Genomic DNA, 15,089 nt, shown 5'->3' with positions numbered 1-15,089 from the left:
CACGAAGCTGAAAGGTTTGTTGCCGTTGGGATGCCACCTATTTAACTTTCACACGCGATCGGACCGTGGGTTCCTGTAGCCTGGATTCTGGTTTCCCCTAAGGGGGTTTCAAGAGTCGTCATCTACAGGAGTCCAAAAATGATGAGCAAAACCTTGATTATTGCTTCGGTGCTGGCCGTCGCGCTCAGCGCTTGCAACAAGAAGGAAGATGCCCCGGCGCCCGCGACCAACCCCACTCCGGGTGCAAGCACGCCCGCACCCACCACCACGCCGCCGGCCACCTCGCCGGCTCCGGCCCCCACTCCTAACACCACGCCGGGTGGCGGTTCGACCACCCCGGGCGGCTCGACCACGCCCGCGTCTTAATAAAAACAGAGACGAACCCCCGCTCTGAAGACGTAAAAAAGCCCCGGCAATTCAATTGCCGGGGCTTTTTTGCGTCCTTTGAAAGCGGACAGGCCGGCATTTTAATGCCGGCCGTTTTCAGCTTTACATCTTGTCCTTCAGCACGCTCAGCAGACGCTGGGCGGTAGCGCTGCTGTCGCGCGCGCCGTTGGCGTCCAGCACCGTCACCGTGGTCTGGTCGCCCGTGGCGGCCAGGTGGATGCGGTACTGCGGCGCTTGAGCCGCCTTGTCGCCCGAGAACATGCGGCTGAAGAAGCCCGGTTGCTCGTTCTTTTCACCGGTGTCGGTATCCACGTAGCGAACGAAGTAGTCGCCAGCGGAACGGTCGCGGTCTTCAACGGCGAAACCACCGCCGTCCAGCGCCACGCCGACGCGGCGCCATGCGCGGTCGAACGATTCGGCCACCAGCAGCGTTGCGCCTTGCGCACGGACGTCTTCCTGCACGGCAGGCTTCTGCGGCGCGGCTTCCGCCTGCTGCACCAGCTTGCGGGCGTTGTCGACGTCGGAACCCAGGTAGACCATCATGCGGGCGAGCATGGCGGCGTTCAGGCCCGGATCTTCCTTGCCGTTTTGCCACTGCACTTGGCCGCCGTCGCTGCCGACGCGCTTTTCAAGCATCTGGCGATGGCTGACGAACACTTCGGTGTGACCGTTGACGCGCTCGACGCGGGTGCGGAATTTCTCGCGCTCGCCGCTATCCCAGGCCGATTCCAGCACGGCGCCCAAGGCTTGGCGCAACCAGCTTTCCGGAATCTTGGCGCGGTTTTCCGCCCAGTCGGTTTCGATCAAACCCGCACCGGGGTTGTTGCTGGCCACCGTGAAGCCGCTCTCGGTCCAGAAGTCGACCAGACGCGGGAACACGTCTTCCGGGGCACGATCAATGACGAGCCAGCGCAGGTCGCCATCACGCTCGACGCGCATGTCTTGGCGGCCGGGAAGCACATTGCTGGTCTTCGGGGCGGTGGCTTGCGCCTGGCCCTGCTGTTGGAACTGCGAATACGTCGTCGAGCCCGAGGCCGGCGCGCGGTAACGCGGATCACTGTTTGCCTGAGTCAGATCCGGCGGGATGCTCAGAGGCTCTCCACGCTGGGTGACGGCGCTCTTGTAGTTGACGGATTCTTCATTGCCCAGGAATTGATTGACCTCGCTGCAGCCGGCCAATAACACCAGAGACATCAATGCCGACAAACCGGCATGACGCTTGTTCATACGTATCCTCACGATATTTAGAGCAGACCCGTTTCCTGGAGCGCACGACGCACGATTTCGTGGTTCTGCGTTCCCAGTTCAACCAGCGGGAGCCGGTAGCCCAGTGCGCTGCGGCCCATTTCGGCCAACGCCCACTTGACGGGGATGGGATTGGCTTCAACAAACAAAGCCTTGTTCAGACGCGCCAGGTACGCATTAAGTTCACGCACCTTCGGCACATTGCCGGCCAGCGCCGCGGCGCACAGCTCATGCATGAGCTTGGGCGCCACGTTGGCGGTAACCGAGATGTTGCCACGCGCGCCCAACAGGATCAGGGCGGCGGCGGTGGGGTCATCACCGCTGAAAACCTGGAAGCTGGCAGGCGCTTCGCGCAGCAGCAAGCCACCGCGGGCGATGTCGCCGGTGGCATCCTTGATGCCGATGATGCCCGGCACCTGCGCCAGGCGCAGAACCGTTTCGTTGCTCATATCGGCAACGGTGCGGCCCGGCACGTTGTACAGGATGGTGGGCAGATCGACGGCTTCCGCGATGGTGCGGAAGTGACGGTACAAGCCTTCTTGCGACGGCTTGTTGTAATAGGGAACGACCGACAGGCCGGCCTGCGCGCCCACTGCCTTGGCGTGACGCGTCAGGTGGATGGCTTCGTCGGTGGAGTTGGCGCCCACGCCAGCGATGACCGGGATACGGCCAGCGGCATGTTCGACCGCAACACGGATCAGTTCCGCGTGCTCTTCCATGGAGACCGTGGGAGATTCCCCAGTGGTGCCCACCACCACCAGCGCATCGGTTCCTTCCTGAACGTGCCAGTCGATCAATGACCGGTAGGCAGCGTAGTCCAAGGTGCCATCGGGCTGCATGGGGGTGACCAGGGCCACCAAGCTGCCCTGGAAATTAACGCCTGCGGCGGTTGCAGGGGATGCCATAAATGTAGGGCTCCAACGCCCCACGGCAGGATGCCCCAGGGCCAGAATCAATGAAACCGCTGAGTTTAACGGATATTGGCCGAAATCCTACAGAAACCACTGGACGATAGTCGTTCCAAATTCGTACACCGGGCGCATCAAAAGCCAGAGCACATCGGTAACCAGCAGGACGATGACAATCACCAGACCGTAGGGCTCAATCTTCGAGTACTGCCAGGCCAGGCGGTTGGGCAGCAGGCTGAACAGGATGCGTCCCCCATCCAGCGGCAGGATCGGCAGCAGATTCAGCGCCATCAGCACCAGATTGATATTCACGCCCGCCACGCCCATCTGGAACCAGAACGATTCCTGCATGCCGGATTCCAGCATCAGACGCAGCGAAAAGGCCCACAGAATTGCCATGAACAGGTTCGCCGCCGGCCCCGCCAGCGCCACCCAGAGCATGTCGCGCTTGGGGCGGCGCAGACGGCCGAAGTCCACCGGCACCGGTTTGGCCCAGCCGAACAGCATGCCCGGGCTACCCAGCAGCTTGGACGCAAGCAGGATGGCGACTGGCACCAGCAGCGTGCCAATCGGGTCGATATGGCGCGCCGGATTCAGGCTGATGCGGCCAGCCTCATACGCGGTGGGGTCGCCGAACATGCGCGCAACGTAGCCGTGCGCGGCTTCGTGCAGGGTGATGGCGAAAATTACCGGTATCGCGTAAACCGCAATGGTTTGGATGATGTCATTCATGGCGAACCGGATTGTAGATGAGCCGCGTGCCGGCGGGAGCCGGCACGCAAGGTAAAACGCAAGAGGGAAAAATCAGACAAGGCCAAGCGTGGCGGGATCGCCCCGGCCTACGCGAACCACGACGGGGTCGTCGCTGGTGAGGTCGATGACGGTGGTCGGCGATTGCGGGCAGGCGCCCGCGTCGATGATGGCCGCCAAGTCGTGGTCGTAGCGATCGCGGATGGCTTCAGCGTCGTTCAACGCTTCCGTTTCGTCTTTGGGAATCAGGGTCGTGGACAGCAACGGCGCCCCCACCTGTTCCAGCAATCCCAGCATGACGACGTTGTCCGGCACGCGAATGCCGATGGTCTTGCGCGACGGGTGGGACACACGCCGCGGCACTTCCTTGGTGGCTTCAAGAATGAAGGTCCACGGACCCGGCGTTGCGGCTTTCAACAAGCGGTATTGCTTGTTGTCGACGCGCGCGAAATGGCCAATTTCAGCCAGATCGCGGCACAGCAAAGTGAGGTGATGTCTTTCGTCCAGGCCGCGTAGCCGGCGCAAGCCGTCCGCAGCGTCCTTATCGTCCAGCCGCGCGACTACGGCATAGCTGGAATCGGTGGGTACGGCCACAAGGCCCCCATCGTTCAGCCATTGGGCTGCCTGCTTCAGCAGGCGAGGTTGAGGATTCGCAGGATGAATAGATAAATGCAGAGCCATGGGTTTATCCTAACACTCTTGAATGCCGCCCAGCATGGCGCGGCGATGCAAAATGGCGGGAACGCCGACCCGCCCGGAGAAACAGTATGCGCCTCGATGACTCGCGCGAAAGCGACAATGTGGAAGACCGACGTGCCAGCGGTCCCCGAATCGGCGGCCGGGGAACCATCGGCATCGGTACGATAGTACTTGCCTTGGTGGCCATGTACTTTGGCGTGGACCCCAACGTGGTCTTGCAGATGGCCGAAGGCCCGCCTGAAACACAGCAGCAAGCGCCCGCCACGCGCCCGCCCGTGAACGATCCGCAAGCGCGCTTCGTGGCCAAAGTGCTGGGCGAAACCGAAGACACCTGGAGCGCCATTTTTCAGAAAGATCTGAACCGGCAATACGTCGCGCCCAAGCTCGTGCTGTTTCGCGGCGCGACGCCCACGGCCTGCGGCACCGGCCAGACGGCGATGGGCCCCTTCTACTGCCCCGGCGACAGCAAGGTGTATATCGACCTGGCGTTCTTTGATGAATTGCAGAACCGCTTCAAGGCGCCGGGCGACTTCGCTCAGGCCTACGTGATTGCGCATGAAGTCGGCCACCACGTGCAGCACTTGCTGGGCATCTCTGACCAGGTCGACCAATTGCGCCGCCGCAATCCGGCTCAAGCCAACGCGTTGTCGGTGCGGATCGAATTGCAGGCTGATTGTTTTGCCGGCCTGTGGGCGCAGCGCGCGAATGCGGCGCGCAACATCCTGGAAGGGGGCGACGTGGAAGAAGCGTTGGCGGCAGCCACCGCCATTGGCGACGACCGTCTGCAAAAGCAGACACAAGGCTATGCCGTGCCGGACTCGTTCACCCATGGCTCGTCGGCTCAACGCGTGCGCTGGTTCAAGCGCGGCCTGGACAGCGGCAACATCAAGCAATGCGATACGTTCTCAGCCAGCACGTTGTAGGCGCGGGATGAAGGCGCGTTGCCCGGCTATCTTTGGGCTGTATATCCATCCAGTCAAAAGATCAACATCGTCTTCATCTTGTAAGATTACGCCCCCTCGCACTGTTTCCGCGCATGAGTCCCCTGCGCCGACGCGAGCGGCGCCGCGCACCTGAAGCGCAATTCCAAGACCCTACCTCTGTTTTATGGCCAACAAGTTCGAACCGCTAATCACCGTTGATGAGGTGCAAGAGATCCTTGCCGAACCCAAGGAAACCGTAAAGCCGATCGCCTGGGTGCCCAAGCCCGCCGCCAACAACATCCAGTGGATGGAGTTCGCCAGCGTCTGCAAGGTCAAGGGTGAAGTGCGCGACGACGTGATCTTTCGCGTGACCTATCGCGGCGCGCGCACGGTGGTGCACGGCCAGGCCACGATCTTCCTGACGGAAGCGTTCTGTGTGAGCCTTTTCGTCGGTCCGCACCGCGTGTTCGGCGTGGACACGGACGACTCCTTCCACACGAGCCTGGTGGGTGAAGGACGGCCGCAATACCGCAAGCCGCTGGCCGACCGCAGCCATGAACATATCTGGGTGGACGAAGGCGAAGGCTATGCCGAGCCCATCGTGCCCGCCCTGCACACTATCGGCGCGCTGATGCAGTACTTCCTGCCGCGAGCGAACCTGACGCTTGCCGGCGGATTTGCGCATCCCCTCAAAGGCCGCCAAATCGAATTGATCCTATGAGCACTTTTCTGGAAGCCTCCGGCTGGACTGTCCTGCCGGCCGGTGAACACGCCATTCGCGCCGTCGCCCCCATGACACTGGGGCTGGACGGCCAGCACGCGGCCTTCTTCATCGCGCACCCGGACGACGCCACGTTCTATCTGACCGACGCCTGTGAGACCACGATGCACGCGTCCAGCTACGGCATCGACGTGGGCGCCAAGCGCATTGACATGCTGAACGAAACGCCCGGCGTCAGCCTGGCGCACTTCGACCGCGACGGCGCCATCGTTGCCTCGGGCCCCAACGAGCAGCTGCAAGAAGCGCTGTGGGACGCCGTGAAGCTGGCGATGGCCTTGTCGTTCCAATGCGCCAAGTGGATGCCGCGCTTCAGCCAGTTGCGCTTTCGCGCGCAGGTGGGACGCGCGCTTGCCGAAGGCGTGGGCGTGAACCGCATGGTCAAGGGCGCACGCGCCAAGGCCAGCAGCGGCCACACGGCCGACTTCGCGTTCGCCGTTCGTGCGGCGGGCAGCACGGCGCTGACCTACATTGAGCCGATTGCGCTGAAGGCCGGCAAGAAGATGGATTGGACGCAGGTCTACCAAACCCACGGCAAGATGTCGGACGTGAAGATGGCGAATGCGCGCCACTCACGCATGGTCATCCTGGAAGACGGCGCAACGGCTGAAGAATTCAAGAAGGCCGTGACCATTCTTGAGCAGTCCGCCACGGTGCAGACGCTGGCCAAGACGCGCGATTGGCGGGAAGTGTTTTCCGGCTAGGAAGACATCCAGGAAGGGATCACTAAGATGGGATCACTAAGACCGGATCACTAGAACGGGATCACTGAGACCGGATCACTGAGACCACATCGCTAAGACGGCATGTTCGTCAGGCCGTCGACGATCTCGCGGCCATGCGATATGGCCGCGTGCACGGCCTCTCGCGGACTGTAGACGAAACCGCCTTCGGCAAAACGGGGAACCGGGTATTCGTCGCCGCCTTCCAGCACGGCGCCTGCCTGAACCACCATTATCGAGGCGATGAATACGGGGCCGCTGGGCAACGCTTGAACCTCTGCGTCCGCGCCCCGGGACACCTTGGCCGTCAGCCGGTATCCCTTGTAGATCAAGTTGTTTGGATGCACTTCGAATGCCCTCTTTCTGCGGTCGAGCATACTCCGGGCTTTCATGACAGTTCAGATATGTTTTGTAACCTGGGCAGAAAATAGAAACATTGTTGCACCGCAAGAATTACGTCCCCATTTCTCAAATCCTGAGATGCTGAAACGCGTATTTGGCGGATAGGCAAGCCTGACGCGGGCTGCGGCGCAACGCCAGGTTCGCCGCACCCGCATCGCCGCCCGGTTTTACGGGGATTTCCCTAAGTCCTGTTGCGAAATCGCATCTTCCGCCGGAAGCATGGCCGTCGCCCGCATGTAGTCATCCAGCGCCCAGCCCCGCCCCAACAGGATCATTCGCGTGTGCAGATCCTCCTGAACACGGGGCGCCACCTCGCGCCCCAGATAGCGCAACTGCTTACGGCGCAGGTCCACGTAGCCCAGCTCGTAATGCCGCGCCAGCCCCATCCACAAGCGATGCGCGCCGGTGGACTGGCGCGCGCCGCTGATGATGCACAGGCCCGCGTCCAGCCCCCACCGGTACACCGCCGTCGCCAGCCCCATGCCTTGATACGGCGCGGCGTACTTCGAATGCGGCGCACGCACGTAGGGGTCGGCGCGCTTGCCCACTTCGATCAGCCGGTTGAACACGGTGTAGCCCGCCACCCGGTCGCGCTGCACATCCACCACATACACGTAGTACTCGCCGTCCGCCTCGCGATAGCGAAGCACGATGCCAGGGATGTCGGTCTTGACCTCCGGCAGAGCGTGCAAGCGATCCAAAGGGCGGTTCATCCGCGCGTGTATGGCATCGAGTTCGTTCTCCACTTCTTGGGGAGCATGATTGACGTCGATGCGTAGTTCCATCACTCCGCTCATGAAACGCGAGAGCGAATGCAATGCGTGCAGTGCCAACGTAGGCAAGGCCACCTCCTGTACAGCGTTGATAAAAAAATAGCCGCATTCGCGGCTGGGAATGGATGGGTTATGGGTGTGGGCTAGGCCGCGGCATGCGTGTCTGCCGGCGTCCAGCCGTTGGCATGTTGGGCCAGGGATTGCCCGTCGGGTTGGCCGAAGAACGCCGGAAACTGCCGCGCCCCCTTGCGGGTGACCGACAGCGCGCGCGAATCCAGATCCTTGGTGATCCAGCCGCGCTGCACCACCGCGTCAAGCAAGGCCGCGCCCAGCGCGCCGCCCAGGTGCGAACGGCGCTCGCTCCAGTCCAGGCACGCGCAAGCAAAGCGCCGGCGGCGTTGCCGGGCCTGCGCCACGTCCACGCCCACCTGCGCAAGCGATGCTTCGCCCAGCGGCGTCAGCACGTAATCGCGGCCATCAGGCGTGAGCCATTGACGCGCGATCATGGCGTCGTGGATGCGCACGGCCAACGTGCCGGCCATGTGGTCGTAGCAGGTGCGGGCTTCGCGCAAAGCAGAGGGCGTATTGGGTTTGAACGGCACGCGCTCGGCGCCGGCCACGACAAGCAACGCTTCCAGCGCGTGCGCCACTTCACCATTGGCCAGGCGGAAGTAGCGATGCTTGCCTTGCACCGCCATCTCGACCAGGCCTTGCTCGCGCAAGCGCTGGAAATGGCTGCTGGCTGTGGATGCGCCAATGTCCGCCGCCGACGCCAATTCCGTCGCGGTGCGCGCGCGGCCGTCCAGCAGCAGGCATAGCATGCGCGCGCGGGCCGGGTCGGCAATGGCGCCCGCCACGGCCGAGAGATTGACGTCGGCGAACTCGGATTCCATGATTCGCTACAGACCAAAGTGTTGTGTGCAAGGCATAAGCATACTGCGACTCATCTCAAGAAAACATCCGACGCGTCTGAAAACCCATGCCTACTGCTCAACCCTTCTTCGGCTGGAAAGTCCTGGCCGCCACATTCGTCCTGGCCATCTTCGGTTGGGGAGTCGGCTTCTACGGCCCGCCGGTCTTCCTGCACGCGGTGGTGCAGCGCACCGGCTGGAGCGTGGCGCTGGTGTCCGGCGCCGTCACCCTGCATTTTCTAAGCGGCACAATCGTCGTCGCCAACCTGCCGCGCCTGTATCGCCGCGTGGGCGTGCCGCAAGCCACGTTGGGCGGCGCGGTGCTGCTGGCGCTGGGTGTGGCCGGCTGGTCGCAAGCCCAGGCGCCGTGGCAACTGTATGCGGCGTCGGTGCTCAGCGGCATGGGGTGGGTGGCGCTGGGCGCCGCCGCCGTCAACGCGCTGATTGCGCCGTGGTTCGTGCGTCGCCGGCCTGCCGCGCTGGGCATGGCCTATAACGGCGCGAGCGTCGGCGGCATCGTGTTTTCACCGCTGTGGGTGTTCCTGATTGCCCAAGCCGGCTTTGCGCAGGCCGCCTTGTGGGTAGGCGTTGCGATGGTGCTCGTGATTGCGTTGCTGGCGCGCAAGGTGTTCGCCGTCACGCCGCAGCAGCTTGGCCAATTGCCCGACGGCGACACCGCCGCCACCCCTGCCGCGTCATCCGCCTCCCCCCTTCCCCGCGTCAGCAACCTGTGGCGCGACCGCGCTTTCCTGACGTTGGCGGGCGGCATGGCGCTGGGGTTGTTCGCCCAGATCGGGCTGATCGCGCATTTGCTGTCGCTGCTTGCGCCCTTGCTGGGTGCGCAGACGGCGGGCGTGGCGATGGGGCTGGCGACGGCGGCCGCCATTGCGGGCCGCACGCTAGTCGGCGCGTTGATGCCTGCGGGCGCGGATCGGCGCAAGGTGGCCTGCGTGGCTTATGCCATCCAGATCTGCGGATCGCTCACGTTGATGCTGGCCGCCGACCATGCCTGGGCGGTGTGGGTGGGCGTCGTGCTGTTTGGCTCGGGCATCGGCAATGCCACCTCGTTGCCGCCGCTGATCGCGCAAACCGAATTCGCCCGCGAAGACACCGGGCGCGTGGTGCCGCTGATTGTGGCGCTATCGCAAGGCGCCTACGCCTTCGCACCCGCCCTGTTCGGCCTGCTGCGCGCCGTGCTCGACACGACGGGGCAATCGATGATCGGCTTCCTGGCGGTAGCGGCGCTGGTGCAGGCCGCGGCCATTGTCTGCTTCATGGCCGGGCGCGGTGCGGCGGTAGCGCGCGGCAACGTGCCTGATGACGCCGCGCACGCCCTCAGTCCAGCCCGCCCCGGCGCGCAACAAGACCGGCCATGACCGCGTTGCCCCCTTCGCTGGCCAGCCCTTGCGCCACGCCCTGGCGGTCGGCCAGCGTGCGGTTCTGGCTGACTTTCCACTTGCCTTCGATACGCGAAATCGGAATCTCGACGCCCACAATCGCCCGCATCTGCGCCGCAATGAAATCCGCCGGCGCCTGATCCACGCTCCACGGTTGCGTGCGCGCCTTTTCCTGGCTGTTGGTCAGCGCCTCCAACTGCGCGCGCAGCCAGGCGGGATCATCCTGAATGACAGGCGTGCCCCACACATGCACGGCCACAAAATTCCACGTAGGCACGACCTTGTGCGTCTCGGCCTTGGTGGCATACCACGACGGCGTAATGTAGGCCTGCGCGCCATGAAAAACGATCAGGCATTCCTGCCCCGCCGCCAGATGCGCCAGCTGCGGATTCGCGCGCGCCACATGCAGCCGCAGCACGCCGTGCGGGCCTTCGGGATAGAGCAGACAGGGAATATGGTTGGCCATCAGCCCGGCGTCCCCGCTGGTCATGATGACGCCCAGCGGATGGGCGCGGATGAAGTCATGCTGGACGGCAAGGTCGTCTTCACGGAAAGCGGACGGCAGATACATGGCGGGGCTGAAGTGGTCTGGAAAAATCACAACATAACGCCTTCGTGGCCCCATGCACAGGGCCATCGAACTGCTGTTTCATGGAGCCAGCCAGTCAAGCTGCCAAGGCGGCTATCGTCGGACGCGCTCGTACGCCTGGTTCATGCGATCTCTCGCCTCGGTTTCCAGCGCATACGCGCGGTCGTAGCTTTCCAGGCACCCCGGCGTGGGGCTGGGCCACTTGATTGCGGCGATGGCTGCAGTGAGCTCGTCGCGGGCGCGCTGCCATTCCTTCACAGCGGCATACCATTCCTTGGCGGTGTCCATAGTTTCCTCCCTATGTGCACCCGTCCATCGTAGCGCCGGCATGCATGCCGCAACCGCGCGGCGCCGCAGTAATAAAGGATGATCTCCATTTCCTGACAGGGTTTACCCCGCCCGTGTGGCCGCGGAAATGTCTGCGCCGACACGCATTGCGCGGCACATAATTAGCACTGCGCTGGCGCGGACTCCGCCCCTGTCTGGAAAGGAAAAATCATGAACTTTCGATTGACCCTGGCCGCCTGTTGCATTGCCGCCGCCGCGCTGGCCGGCTGCACCAACCTGCCCCGCGCAGAAAACTATTCCACGGAACTCGGAGAATCACAGGCGCAGCTGCAACCGGACCCCGTCTGGAGCGGCGGCCGCATCTGGGTGCGCCCCACCCCGCCGATCAGCAGCCAGTACGACAAGAAGATCTTGCTGGAACCGATCACGTACATTCCCGGCGACCGGCCCGACCAGTTGGACATGAAGAACAACACCGCCCTGCGCGAGCGCGTCCTGGCGTACATGAATGAAGCGGTGCGGCGCGAACTTTCGAAAGCAGGCTATCAATTGGTGGCGGCGCCCGCGCCACGCACAATGCGCGTGCGGGCCGCCATCACCGCCACCTTCAAGAACGACCGCGATCCGCGGGCGATGGAGTACATCCCGATTGGCTTTGTGCTCGGCCAGGGCGCCAAGGCTGCCGGCATGCGCGACGACTCCGCGCGGCTGCTGATTGAGGCGTCCGTACGCGACGCCAACACCAACGAACTGCTGGTCGCATCGCTAGGCGCCGTCACCGGCGGCAATCTGCCCCCGGACAAAACACCCACGCCGGACGACGTGCGCGCCGCCCTTGACGATTGGGCGCGTCAGGTCACCGAGCAATTCAACCGCATCTGGCTGAACGCGGGACCTTGACGGCGGCGCCCGGCGAACTTTCCGAATCTGCGTAAAATCGCGCAGCCCCAATGGCGTGCGCGGCGGACATTTGCCGTCACGCGCAGCGCGAATTTCGCGGTCAAGAAGTGGCGGCGTGCCACAAGCGGGGAACATAGTCGCCACCGCTGAGGTCAAAACGCCCAAGTTTTTTCTTAAAAATCACGATGTGATGAATATTGACGTCAACCCTCACTTACTCACAGCCACGGCTAATGCTACTGTTCCGCCTGTGCAAGGAGTACATGCAATGGATCAGAAAACGAAGCCCTGGGCCTTTCCCAAGCCTCATCCGGAAAACACCCCACGTGGTGAGCGCAATAAACAGGAGTTTGACGCTCCGCCCGAAGTCAAAAAAGCCGCGCCCAAACCGCGCGCCAAGAAAGAGCCTCCGGCCGCCAGCCGCGTGCGCTCATGAGCTTGCCAGCCAGGACACGCGCCGCCATGACGGCGGCGCCGTCCTTTCAGCGCTGGCTGCTTTCCCCCTTTCCCTTCCCGCGGGACTTGCGCTGACACGCCCACGGCGTGATTGACGGTTCAAATCAGGCCCGGCCATACTCTGGCGGCCTGGACCGATCAACACCACCATGACCGCTTCCATCCTGCTTGGCATCACCATCGTGCTCGCCGCCGGTTGGGGCGCGCTGGCGCTATGGATACGCGCCCCCTTACCCGCAAGCCTGCGCGCCGCGCTCGCAATCGCGTGGACAGCACTGGCGCTTGCCGCCATCGCCGCACTGATCTGGCCCGCATGGCGGCCTGCGGGCATCGGTTTTGCCGTGGCGCTGCTGGTGATGCTAATCTGGTGGCGCAGCATTCGCCCGTCAAACCACCGCGCTTGGATTCCGGAAGTGGCGCAGCAAACCTACGGCGACATCGACGGCGATCACGTCACCCTGCACAACGTGCGCAACTTCACCTGGCGCACGCGCACCGACTTCACCCCGCATTGGGAAACGCGCCACTACGCGCTGCACGAACTCGAATCCGTGGACGTGGCGCTGTCGTATTGGGGCCGCCCCGCCATCGCCCATGCGCTCGTCTCGTTTGGCTTTGGCCAGGAACGCTATGTCGTGTTTTCAGTGGAGATCCGGCGTAAGCAAGGCGACAGCTTTTCCGAGATCGGCGGCTTCTTCAAGCAGTACGAACTAAGCGTCATCGCATCCAGCGAAGAAGACAGCCTGCGCGTGCGCACGAACGTGCGCGGTGAAGACGGCTATCTGTACCGCATCCACATGCCGCCAGACAACGCGCGCTCGCTGTTTCTGGCCTACGTGAACACGGCCAACCAGTTGCGCGACACGCCGCGCTTCTATCACACGCTGACCGCCAATTGCACCACCATCGTGTTCCAGATGGCGCGCCGTATCGTGCCAGGCCTGCCGCTGGATTACCGGCAGCTGGTCTCTGGCTATCTGCCTGAATATCTTTATGAATTGCAGGTGCTGCAAGGCGCGAACAACGCCGCGCAGTACCGGCGGCTGGGCCGATACACGGACCGCGCCCGCGCCACGCAAATGCAGACGGAAGTGCCCGCCCAGCCGGCCGCTTTATCGTCCACCGAATCGCCCACTGAATCGACCACAATCTTCTCGCAAGCCATCCGGGAAGGCGTGCCGGGGATTGAACGCGCCGCAACGGCACACACCGCTGCGCCTGTCACCGGCAACGCTACGCGTTAGCCACCCACATCACCACTTGATTGCGGCCCGTTGTCTTGGCCTGATACAGCGCCTGATCCGCGCACTTCAGCACGGCGCCGGCATCTGCGTCATCGTCCGGCCAGCGGGCCGCGCCAATCGAGACGGTGACATGGCCGACGCCGCCCGGCATCAGGTGACCTTCGGTGGCGTGACGAATGCGCTCGGCGATGGCGCGGGCCGCGTCCGGGGAGGCCCCCGGCATCAGCACCAGAAACTCTTCGCCGCCCACCCGGCAGCACGCGTCGTCGGCGCGCACGCAAGAGCGCATGATGTCCGCCAGCGCCGTCAGCACGACGTCGCCGGCCGCATGCCCAAAGGTGTCGTTGACACGTTTGAAGTGATCCAGATCCAACGCCAGCACCGCAAACGGCAGCCGTGCGGAGGTCAGCCTTGATAACTCGTTGGCCATGCCCCGGCGATTCAACAAGCCGGTCATCGGGTCCGTCATCGTCTCAGCGTTCAACTTGCCAATCTGGCTTTCGTGCTGCGCCATGGTGAAGCCGACGGCGTCGCGCAGTTGTTCGGCTTCGAAGTAATTGGCCTGCACCGATTGAATCAACGGCGTGGCCTGTTTGGCATCACCCGACTTCATCGCGCGCGCCAGCGTTGCCAGCGGCCTGGCGATCCAGAAGCCCATCGCCGACACCATCAACAGCATGACGAGCGCGGCGGGAATGGAGTATTCAAAGATCCGCCACATCAGCCCATGCAAAGGCGCAAGCGTCTCGGCCACGGGCCGTTGCACCACCACGCCCCAGCCGCCCAGGCTCATATGCGCATAGCCGGCCAGCATGGGAACGCCCTGGCTATTGGTGACCGCCATGGAGCCGGACTCCCGGCGCAACAGGGCCTGGATGACGCGATTGGAGTCGCCCCCCGTTCCAATCCGGCGATGGTCGCGGTGGTACAGGATATTGCCGTCGGCCCCGACCACATAAACGTAGGAACCATCACGGTAGAAATGCTCTTGCAGCAGGCGGTCCAGTTCGGTGTTGTGCTGAAGGTAAAGCGCCGCCCCCACAAAGCCCAGGTACTTGCCCTGCGCATCCCGCACGGGTTCGGTCAGGGCCACCGTCCATAACCCTTGCGACGACAGATACGGCGGCGTCACATTGCCTGATTGCGCTGCGCCGCGCAGATCGACACCCGAGGTCGTTCTGCCCTGCGTTTCCGCACCGGGCAGCAACGACGCAAAGGCCACCATCGCCCCCTTGGCATCCACCACCGCCGCAGCAATCACACCGTCCGATTGCTCGGCCACGCGTAACACCTCTTCGTCCATCTCTGCCGGCGCATCCATCATCTTCGCCACACGGCGCGCGCTGGACTTCAACTGCTGCTGAATGGCGCCGACGTAGATATCCACCACTTCAGCCAGCTTCACCGCATAGGCGCGATTGCCCTCAAGCGTCGTGGCGACAAGTTGTTCCTTCTGCACCGTGTACGCCGCGAACAGCGCATTGGCAAACGCCACGGCCGCGCTGAACACGGACAAGCCGACAACGAGATACAGCAATGTGATCCTGGGTTTACGCAAGCGGCCTCCGATTTTTTTGTCAGATACGTTCTAGCATCTGCTTGTCGGATGAACCATTGTTGCGCGCATCAAGAATCAAAAAAACAACAGCTAAGCCGGGGAAATGGACCCGGCAATTCTTGCGGGATGGCGCCTTCCGCGGCGGGGTCTGCCGCCGAA

18 protein-coding genes are annotated in these 15,089 nt (G+C 63.4%); 8 read left to right on the top strand and 10 right to left on the bottom strand.

Annotated elements, in window-relative coordinates; genetic code table 11:
* Positions 1 to 138: 138 nt before the first annotated feature.
* Positions 139 to 366, top strand: a complete 228-nt coding sequence (locus AC1DSJ_RS04530) for an endopeptidase (protein WP_082387197.1) — start codon at positions 139 to 141, stop codon at positions 364 to 366.
* Between the two features lie 123 nt (positions 367 to 489).
* On the opposite strand, the gene bamC is transcribed toward AC1DSJ_RS04530, so the two are convergent.
* The 4 genes from bamC to AC1DSJ_RS04510 form a co-directional block, all read right to left on the bottom strand.
* The gene (gene bamC / locus AC1DSJ_RS04525; RefSeq protein WP_054426624.1) at positions 490 to 1,614 is read right to left on the bottom strand and encodes an outer membrane protein assembly factor BamC; all 1,125 of its coding nucleotides are present in this window, start codon (positions 1,612 to 1,614) and stop codon (positions 490 to 492) included.
* Positions 1,615 to 1,631: 17 nt separating this feature from the next.
* The gene (dapA, locus tag AC1DSJ_RS04520) at positions 1,632 to 2,537 is read right to left on the bottom strand and encodes a 4-hydroxy-tetrahydrodipicolinate synthase (protein ID WP_175171806.1); all 906 of its coding nucleotides are present in this window, start codon (positions 2,535 to 2,537) and stop codon (positions 1,632 to 1,634) included.
* Between the two features lie 87 nt (positions 2,538 to 2,624).
* The gene (locus AC1DSJ_RS04515) at positions 2,625 to 3,272 is read right to left on the bottom strand and encodes a site-2 protease family protein (RefSeq protein ID WP_054426626.1); all 648 of its coding nucleotides are present in this window, start codon (positions 3,270 to 3,272) and stop codon (positions 2,625 to 2,627) included.
* Positions 3,273 to 3,344: 72 nt separating this feature from the next.
* Positions 3,345 to 3,971: an L-threonylcarbamoyladenylate synthase gene (locus AC1DSJ_RS04510; RefSeq protein WP_054426627.1), complete on the bottom strand. Its 627-nt coding sequence runs from the start codon at positions 3,969 to 3,971 to the stop codon at positions 3,345 to 3,347.
* Between the two features lie 86 nt (positions 3,972 to 4,057).
* Between AC1DSJ_RS04510 and ypfJ the strand changes: the two genes are divergently transcribed.
* From ypfJ to AC1DSJ_RS04495, 3 genes are all read left to right on the top strand, one after another.
* Positions 4,058 to 4,912 carry a KPN_02809 family neutral zinc metallopeptidase gene (ypfJ, locus tag AC1DSJ_RS04505; RefSeq protein WP_054426628.1) on the top strand — a complete coding sequence of 285 codons (855 nt, stop codon included), beginning with the start codon at positions 4,058 to 4,060 and terminating at the stop codon, positions 4,910 to 4,912.
* 184 nt (positions 4,913 to 5,096) lie between these two features.
* Complete coding sequence (locus tag AC1DSJ_RS04500; protein ID WP_054426629.1) at positions 5,097 to 5,633, top strand: hypothetical protein; 537 nt, start codon at positions 5,097 to 5,099, stop codon at positions 5,631 to 5,633.
* Positions 5,630 to 6,394 (top strand): DUF1828 domain-containing protein, encoded by a 765-nt coding sequence (locus AC1DSJ_RS04495; RefSeq protein ID WP_054426630.1) that lies wholly within the window; start codon positions 5,630 to 5,632, stop codon positions 6,392 to 6,394. Before AC1DSJ_RS04500 ends, AC1DSJ_RS04495 begins: the two co-directional genes overlap by 4 nt.
* Positions 6,395 to 6,486: 92 nt before the next feature.
* On the opposite strand, the gene AC1DSJ_RS04490 is transcribed toward AC1DSJ_RS04495, so the two are convergent.
* From AC1DSJ_RS04490 to AC1DSJ_RS04480, 3 genes are all read right to left on the bottom strand, one after another.
* Entirely contained in the window at positions 6,487 to 6,759 is a 273-nt protein-coding gene (locus AC1DSJ_RS04490) for a hypothetical protein (RefSeq protein WP_082387210.1), read from the bottom strand.
* 222 nt (positions 6,760 to 6,981) lie between these two features.
* Positions 6,982 to 7,599: an N-acetyltransferase gene (locus AC1DSJ_RS04485; protein WP_254600770.1), complete on the bottom strand. Its 618-nt coding sequence runs from the start codon at positions 7,597 to 7,599 to the stop codon at positions 6,982 to 6,984.
* 131 nt (positions 7,600 to 7,730) lie between these two features.
* Positions 7,731 to 8,480, bottom strand: a complete 750-nt coding sequence (locus AC1DSJ_RS04480; protein WP_175171809.1) for an ArsR/SmtB family transcription factor — start codon at positions 8,478 to 8,480, stop codon at positions 7,731 to 7,733.
* An 86-nt stretch (positions 8,481 to 8,566) separates the two neighbouring features.
* Between AC1DSJ_RS04480 and AC1DSJ_RS04475 the strand changes: the two genes are divergently transcribed.
* Positions 8,567 to 9,874 (top strand): MFS transporter, encoded by a 1,308-nt coding sequence (locus AC1DSJ_RS04475; protein WP_441371470.1) that lies wholly within the window; start codon positions 8,567 to 8,569, stop codon positions 9,872 to 9,874.
* Here the strand turns inward: AC1DSJ_RS04475 and AC1DSJ_RS04470 are convergent.
* Both AC1DSJ_RS04470 and AC1DSJ_RS04465 read right to left on the bottom strand, forming a co-directional pair.
* Positions 9,834 to 10,466 (bottom strand): FMN-binding negative transcriptional regulator, encoded by a 633-nt coding sequence (locus AC1DSJ_RS04470; RefSeq protein WP_054426752.1) that lies wholly within the window; start codon positions 10,464 to 10,466, stop codon positions 9,834 to 9,836. The genes AC1DSJ_RS04475 and AC1DSJ_RS04470 overlap by 41 nt on opposite strands.
* A 111-nt stretch (positions 10,467 to 10,577) precedes the next feature.
* On the bottom strand, positions 10,578 to 10,772 hold the full coding sequence (locus AC1DSJ_RS04465; RefSeq protein ID WP_054426635.1) for a hypothetical protein: 195 nt from the start codon (positions 10,770 to 10,772) through the stop codon (positions 10,578 to 10,580).
* Between the two features lie 210 nt (positions 10,773 to 10,982).
* Between AC1DSJ_RS04465 and AC1DSJ_RS04460 the strand changes: the two genes are divergently transcribed.
* The 3 genes from AC1DSJ_RS04460 to AC1DSJ_RS04450 all read left to right on the top strand — a co-directional run bounded on the left by AC1DSJ_RS04460 (position 10,983) and on the right by AC1DSJ_RS04450 (position 13,372).
* Positions 10,983 to 11,672: a DUF3313 domain-containing protein gene (locus tag AC1DSJ_RS04460; protein ID WP_441371469.1), complete on the top strand. Its 690-nt coding sequence runs from the start codon at positions 10,983 to 10,985 to the stop codon at positions 11,670 to 11,672.
* A gap of 268 nt (positions 11,673 to 11,940) precedes the next feature.
* On the top strand, positions 11,941 to 12,108 hold the full coding sequence (locus AC1DSJ_RS04455) for a hypothetical protein (protein WP_175171814.1): 168 nt from the start codon (positions 11,941 to 11,943) through the stop codon (positions 12,106 to 12,108).
* A gap of 169 nt (positions 12,109 to 12,277) precedes the next feature.
* Positions 12,278 to 13,372, top strand: coding sequence for an Lnb N-terminal periplasmic domain-containing protein (locus tag AC1DSJ_RS04450; RefSeq protein ID WP_441371468.1), 1,095 nt, complete (start codon positions 12,278 to 12,280; stop codon positions 13,370 to 13,372).
* Here the strand turns inward: AC1DSJ_RS04450 and AC1DSJ_RS04445 are convergent.
* The gene (locus AC1DSJ_RS04445; RefSeq protein ID WP_441371467.1) at positions 13,362 to 14,930 is read right to left on the bottom strand and encodes a sensor domain-containing diguanylate cyclase; all 1,569 of its coding nucleotides are present in this window, start codon (positions 14,928 to 14,930) and stop codon (positions 13,362 to 13,364) included. The two genes, AC1DSJ_RS04450 and AC1DSJ_RS04445, sit on opposite strands and share 11 nt — an antisense overlap.
* Positions 14,931 to 15,089: the final 159 nt, after the last annotated feature.

The organism is Achromobacter sp. 01N37 (assembly GCF_056399725.1).
This window is presented reverse-complemented; position numbering and strand designations above follow the sequence as displayed.

What these genes read in the sequence shown, in the direction of transcription:
- AC1DSJ_RS04460 (WP_441371469.1), top strand. Translation starts at nt 10,983, where the DNA reads ATGAACTTTCGATTGACCCTGGCCGCCTGTTGCATTGCCGCCGCCGCG.
- bamC (WP_054426624.1), bottom strand. Translation starts at nt 1,614, where the DNA reads ATGAACAAGCGTCATGCCGGTTTGTCGGCATTGATGTCTCTGGTGTTA.
- AC1DSJ_RS04530 (WP_082387197.1), top strand. Translation starts at nt 139, where the DNA reads ATGATGAGCAAAACCTTGATTATTGCTTCGGTGCTGGCCGTCGCGCTC.
- ypfJ (WP_054426628.1), top strand. Translation starts at nt 4,058, where the DNA reads ATGCGCCTCGATGACTCGCGCGAAAGCGACAATGTGGAAGACCGACGT.
- AC1DSJ_RS04465 (WP_054426635.1), bottom strand. Translation starts at nt 10,772, where the DNA reads ATGGACACCGCCAAGGAATGGTATGCCGCTGTGAAGGAATGGCAGCGC.
- AC1DSJ_RS04470 (WP_054426752.1), bottom strand. Translation starts at nt 10,466, where the DNA reads ATGTATCTGCCGTCCGCTTTCCGTGAAGACGACCTTGCCGTCCAGCAT.
- AC1DSJ_RS04450 (WP_441371468.1), top strand. Translation starts at nt 12,278, where the DNA reads ATGACCGCTTCCATCCTGCTTGGCATCACCATCGTGCTCGCCGCCGGT.
- AC1DSJ_RS04495 (WP_054426630.1), top strand. Translation starts at nt 5,630, where the DNA reads ATGAGCACTTTTCTGGAAGCCTCCGGCTGGACTGTCCTGCCGGCCGGT.
- AC1DSJ_RS04455 (WP_175171814.1), top strand. Translation starts at nt 11,941, where the DNA reads ATGGATCAGAAAACGAAGCCCTGGGCCTTTCCCAAGCCTCATCCGGAA.
- AC1DSJ_RS04515 (WP_054426626.1), bottom strand. Translation starts at nt 3,272, where the DNA reads ATGAATGACATCATCCAAACCATTGCGGTTTACGCGATACCGGTAATT.
- dapA (WP_175171806.1), bottom strand. Translation starts at nt 2,537, where the DNA reads ATGGCATCCCCTGCAACCGCCGCAGGCGTTAATTTCCAGGGCAGCTTG.
- AC1DSJ_RS04480 (WP_175171809.1), bottom strand. Translation starts at nt 8,480, where the DNA reads ATGGAATCCGAGTTCGCCGACGTCAATCTCTCGGCCGTGGCGGGCGCC.
- AC1DSJ_RS04485 (WP_254600770.1), bottom strand. Translation starts at nt 7,599, where the DNA reads ATGGAACTACGCATCGACGTCAATCATGCTCCCCAAGAAGTGGAGAAC.
- AC1DSJ_RS04510 (WP_054426627.1), bottom strand. Translation starts at nt 3,971, where the DNA reads ATGGCTCTGCATTTATCTATTCATCCTGCGAATCCTCAACCTCGCCTG.
- AC1DSJ_RS04475 (WP_441371470.1), top strand. Translation starts at nt 8,567, where the DNA reads ATGCCTACTGCTCAACCCTTCTTCGGCTGGAAAGTCCTGGCCGCCACA.
- AC1DSJ_RS04500 (WP_054426629.1), top strand. Translation starts at nt 5,097, where the DNA reads ATGGCCAACAAGTTCGAACCGCTAATCACCGTTGATGAGGTGCAAGAG.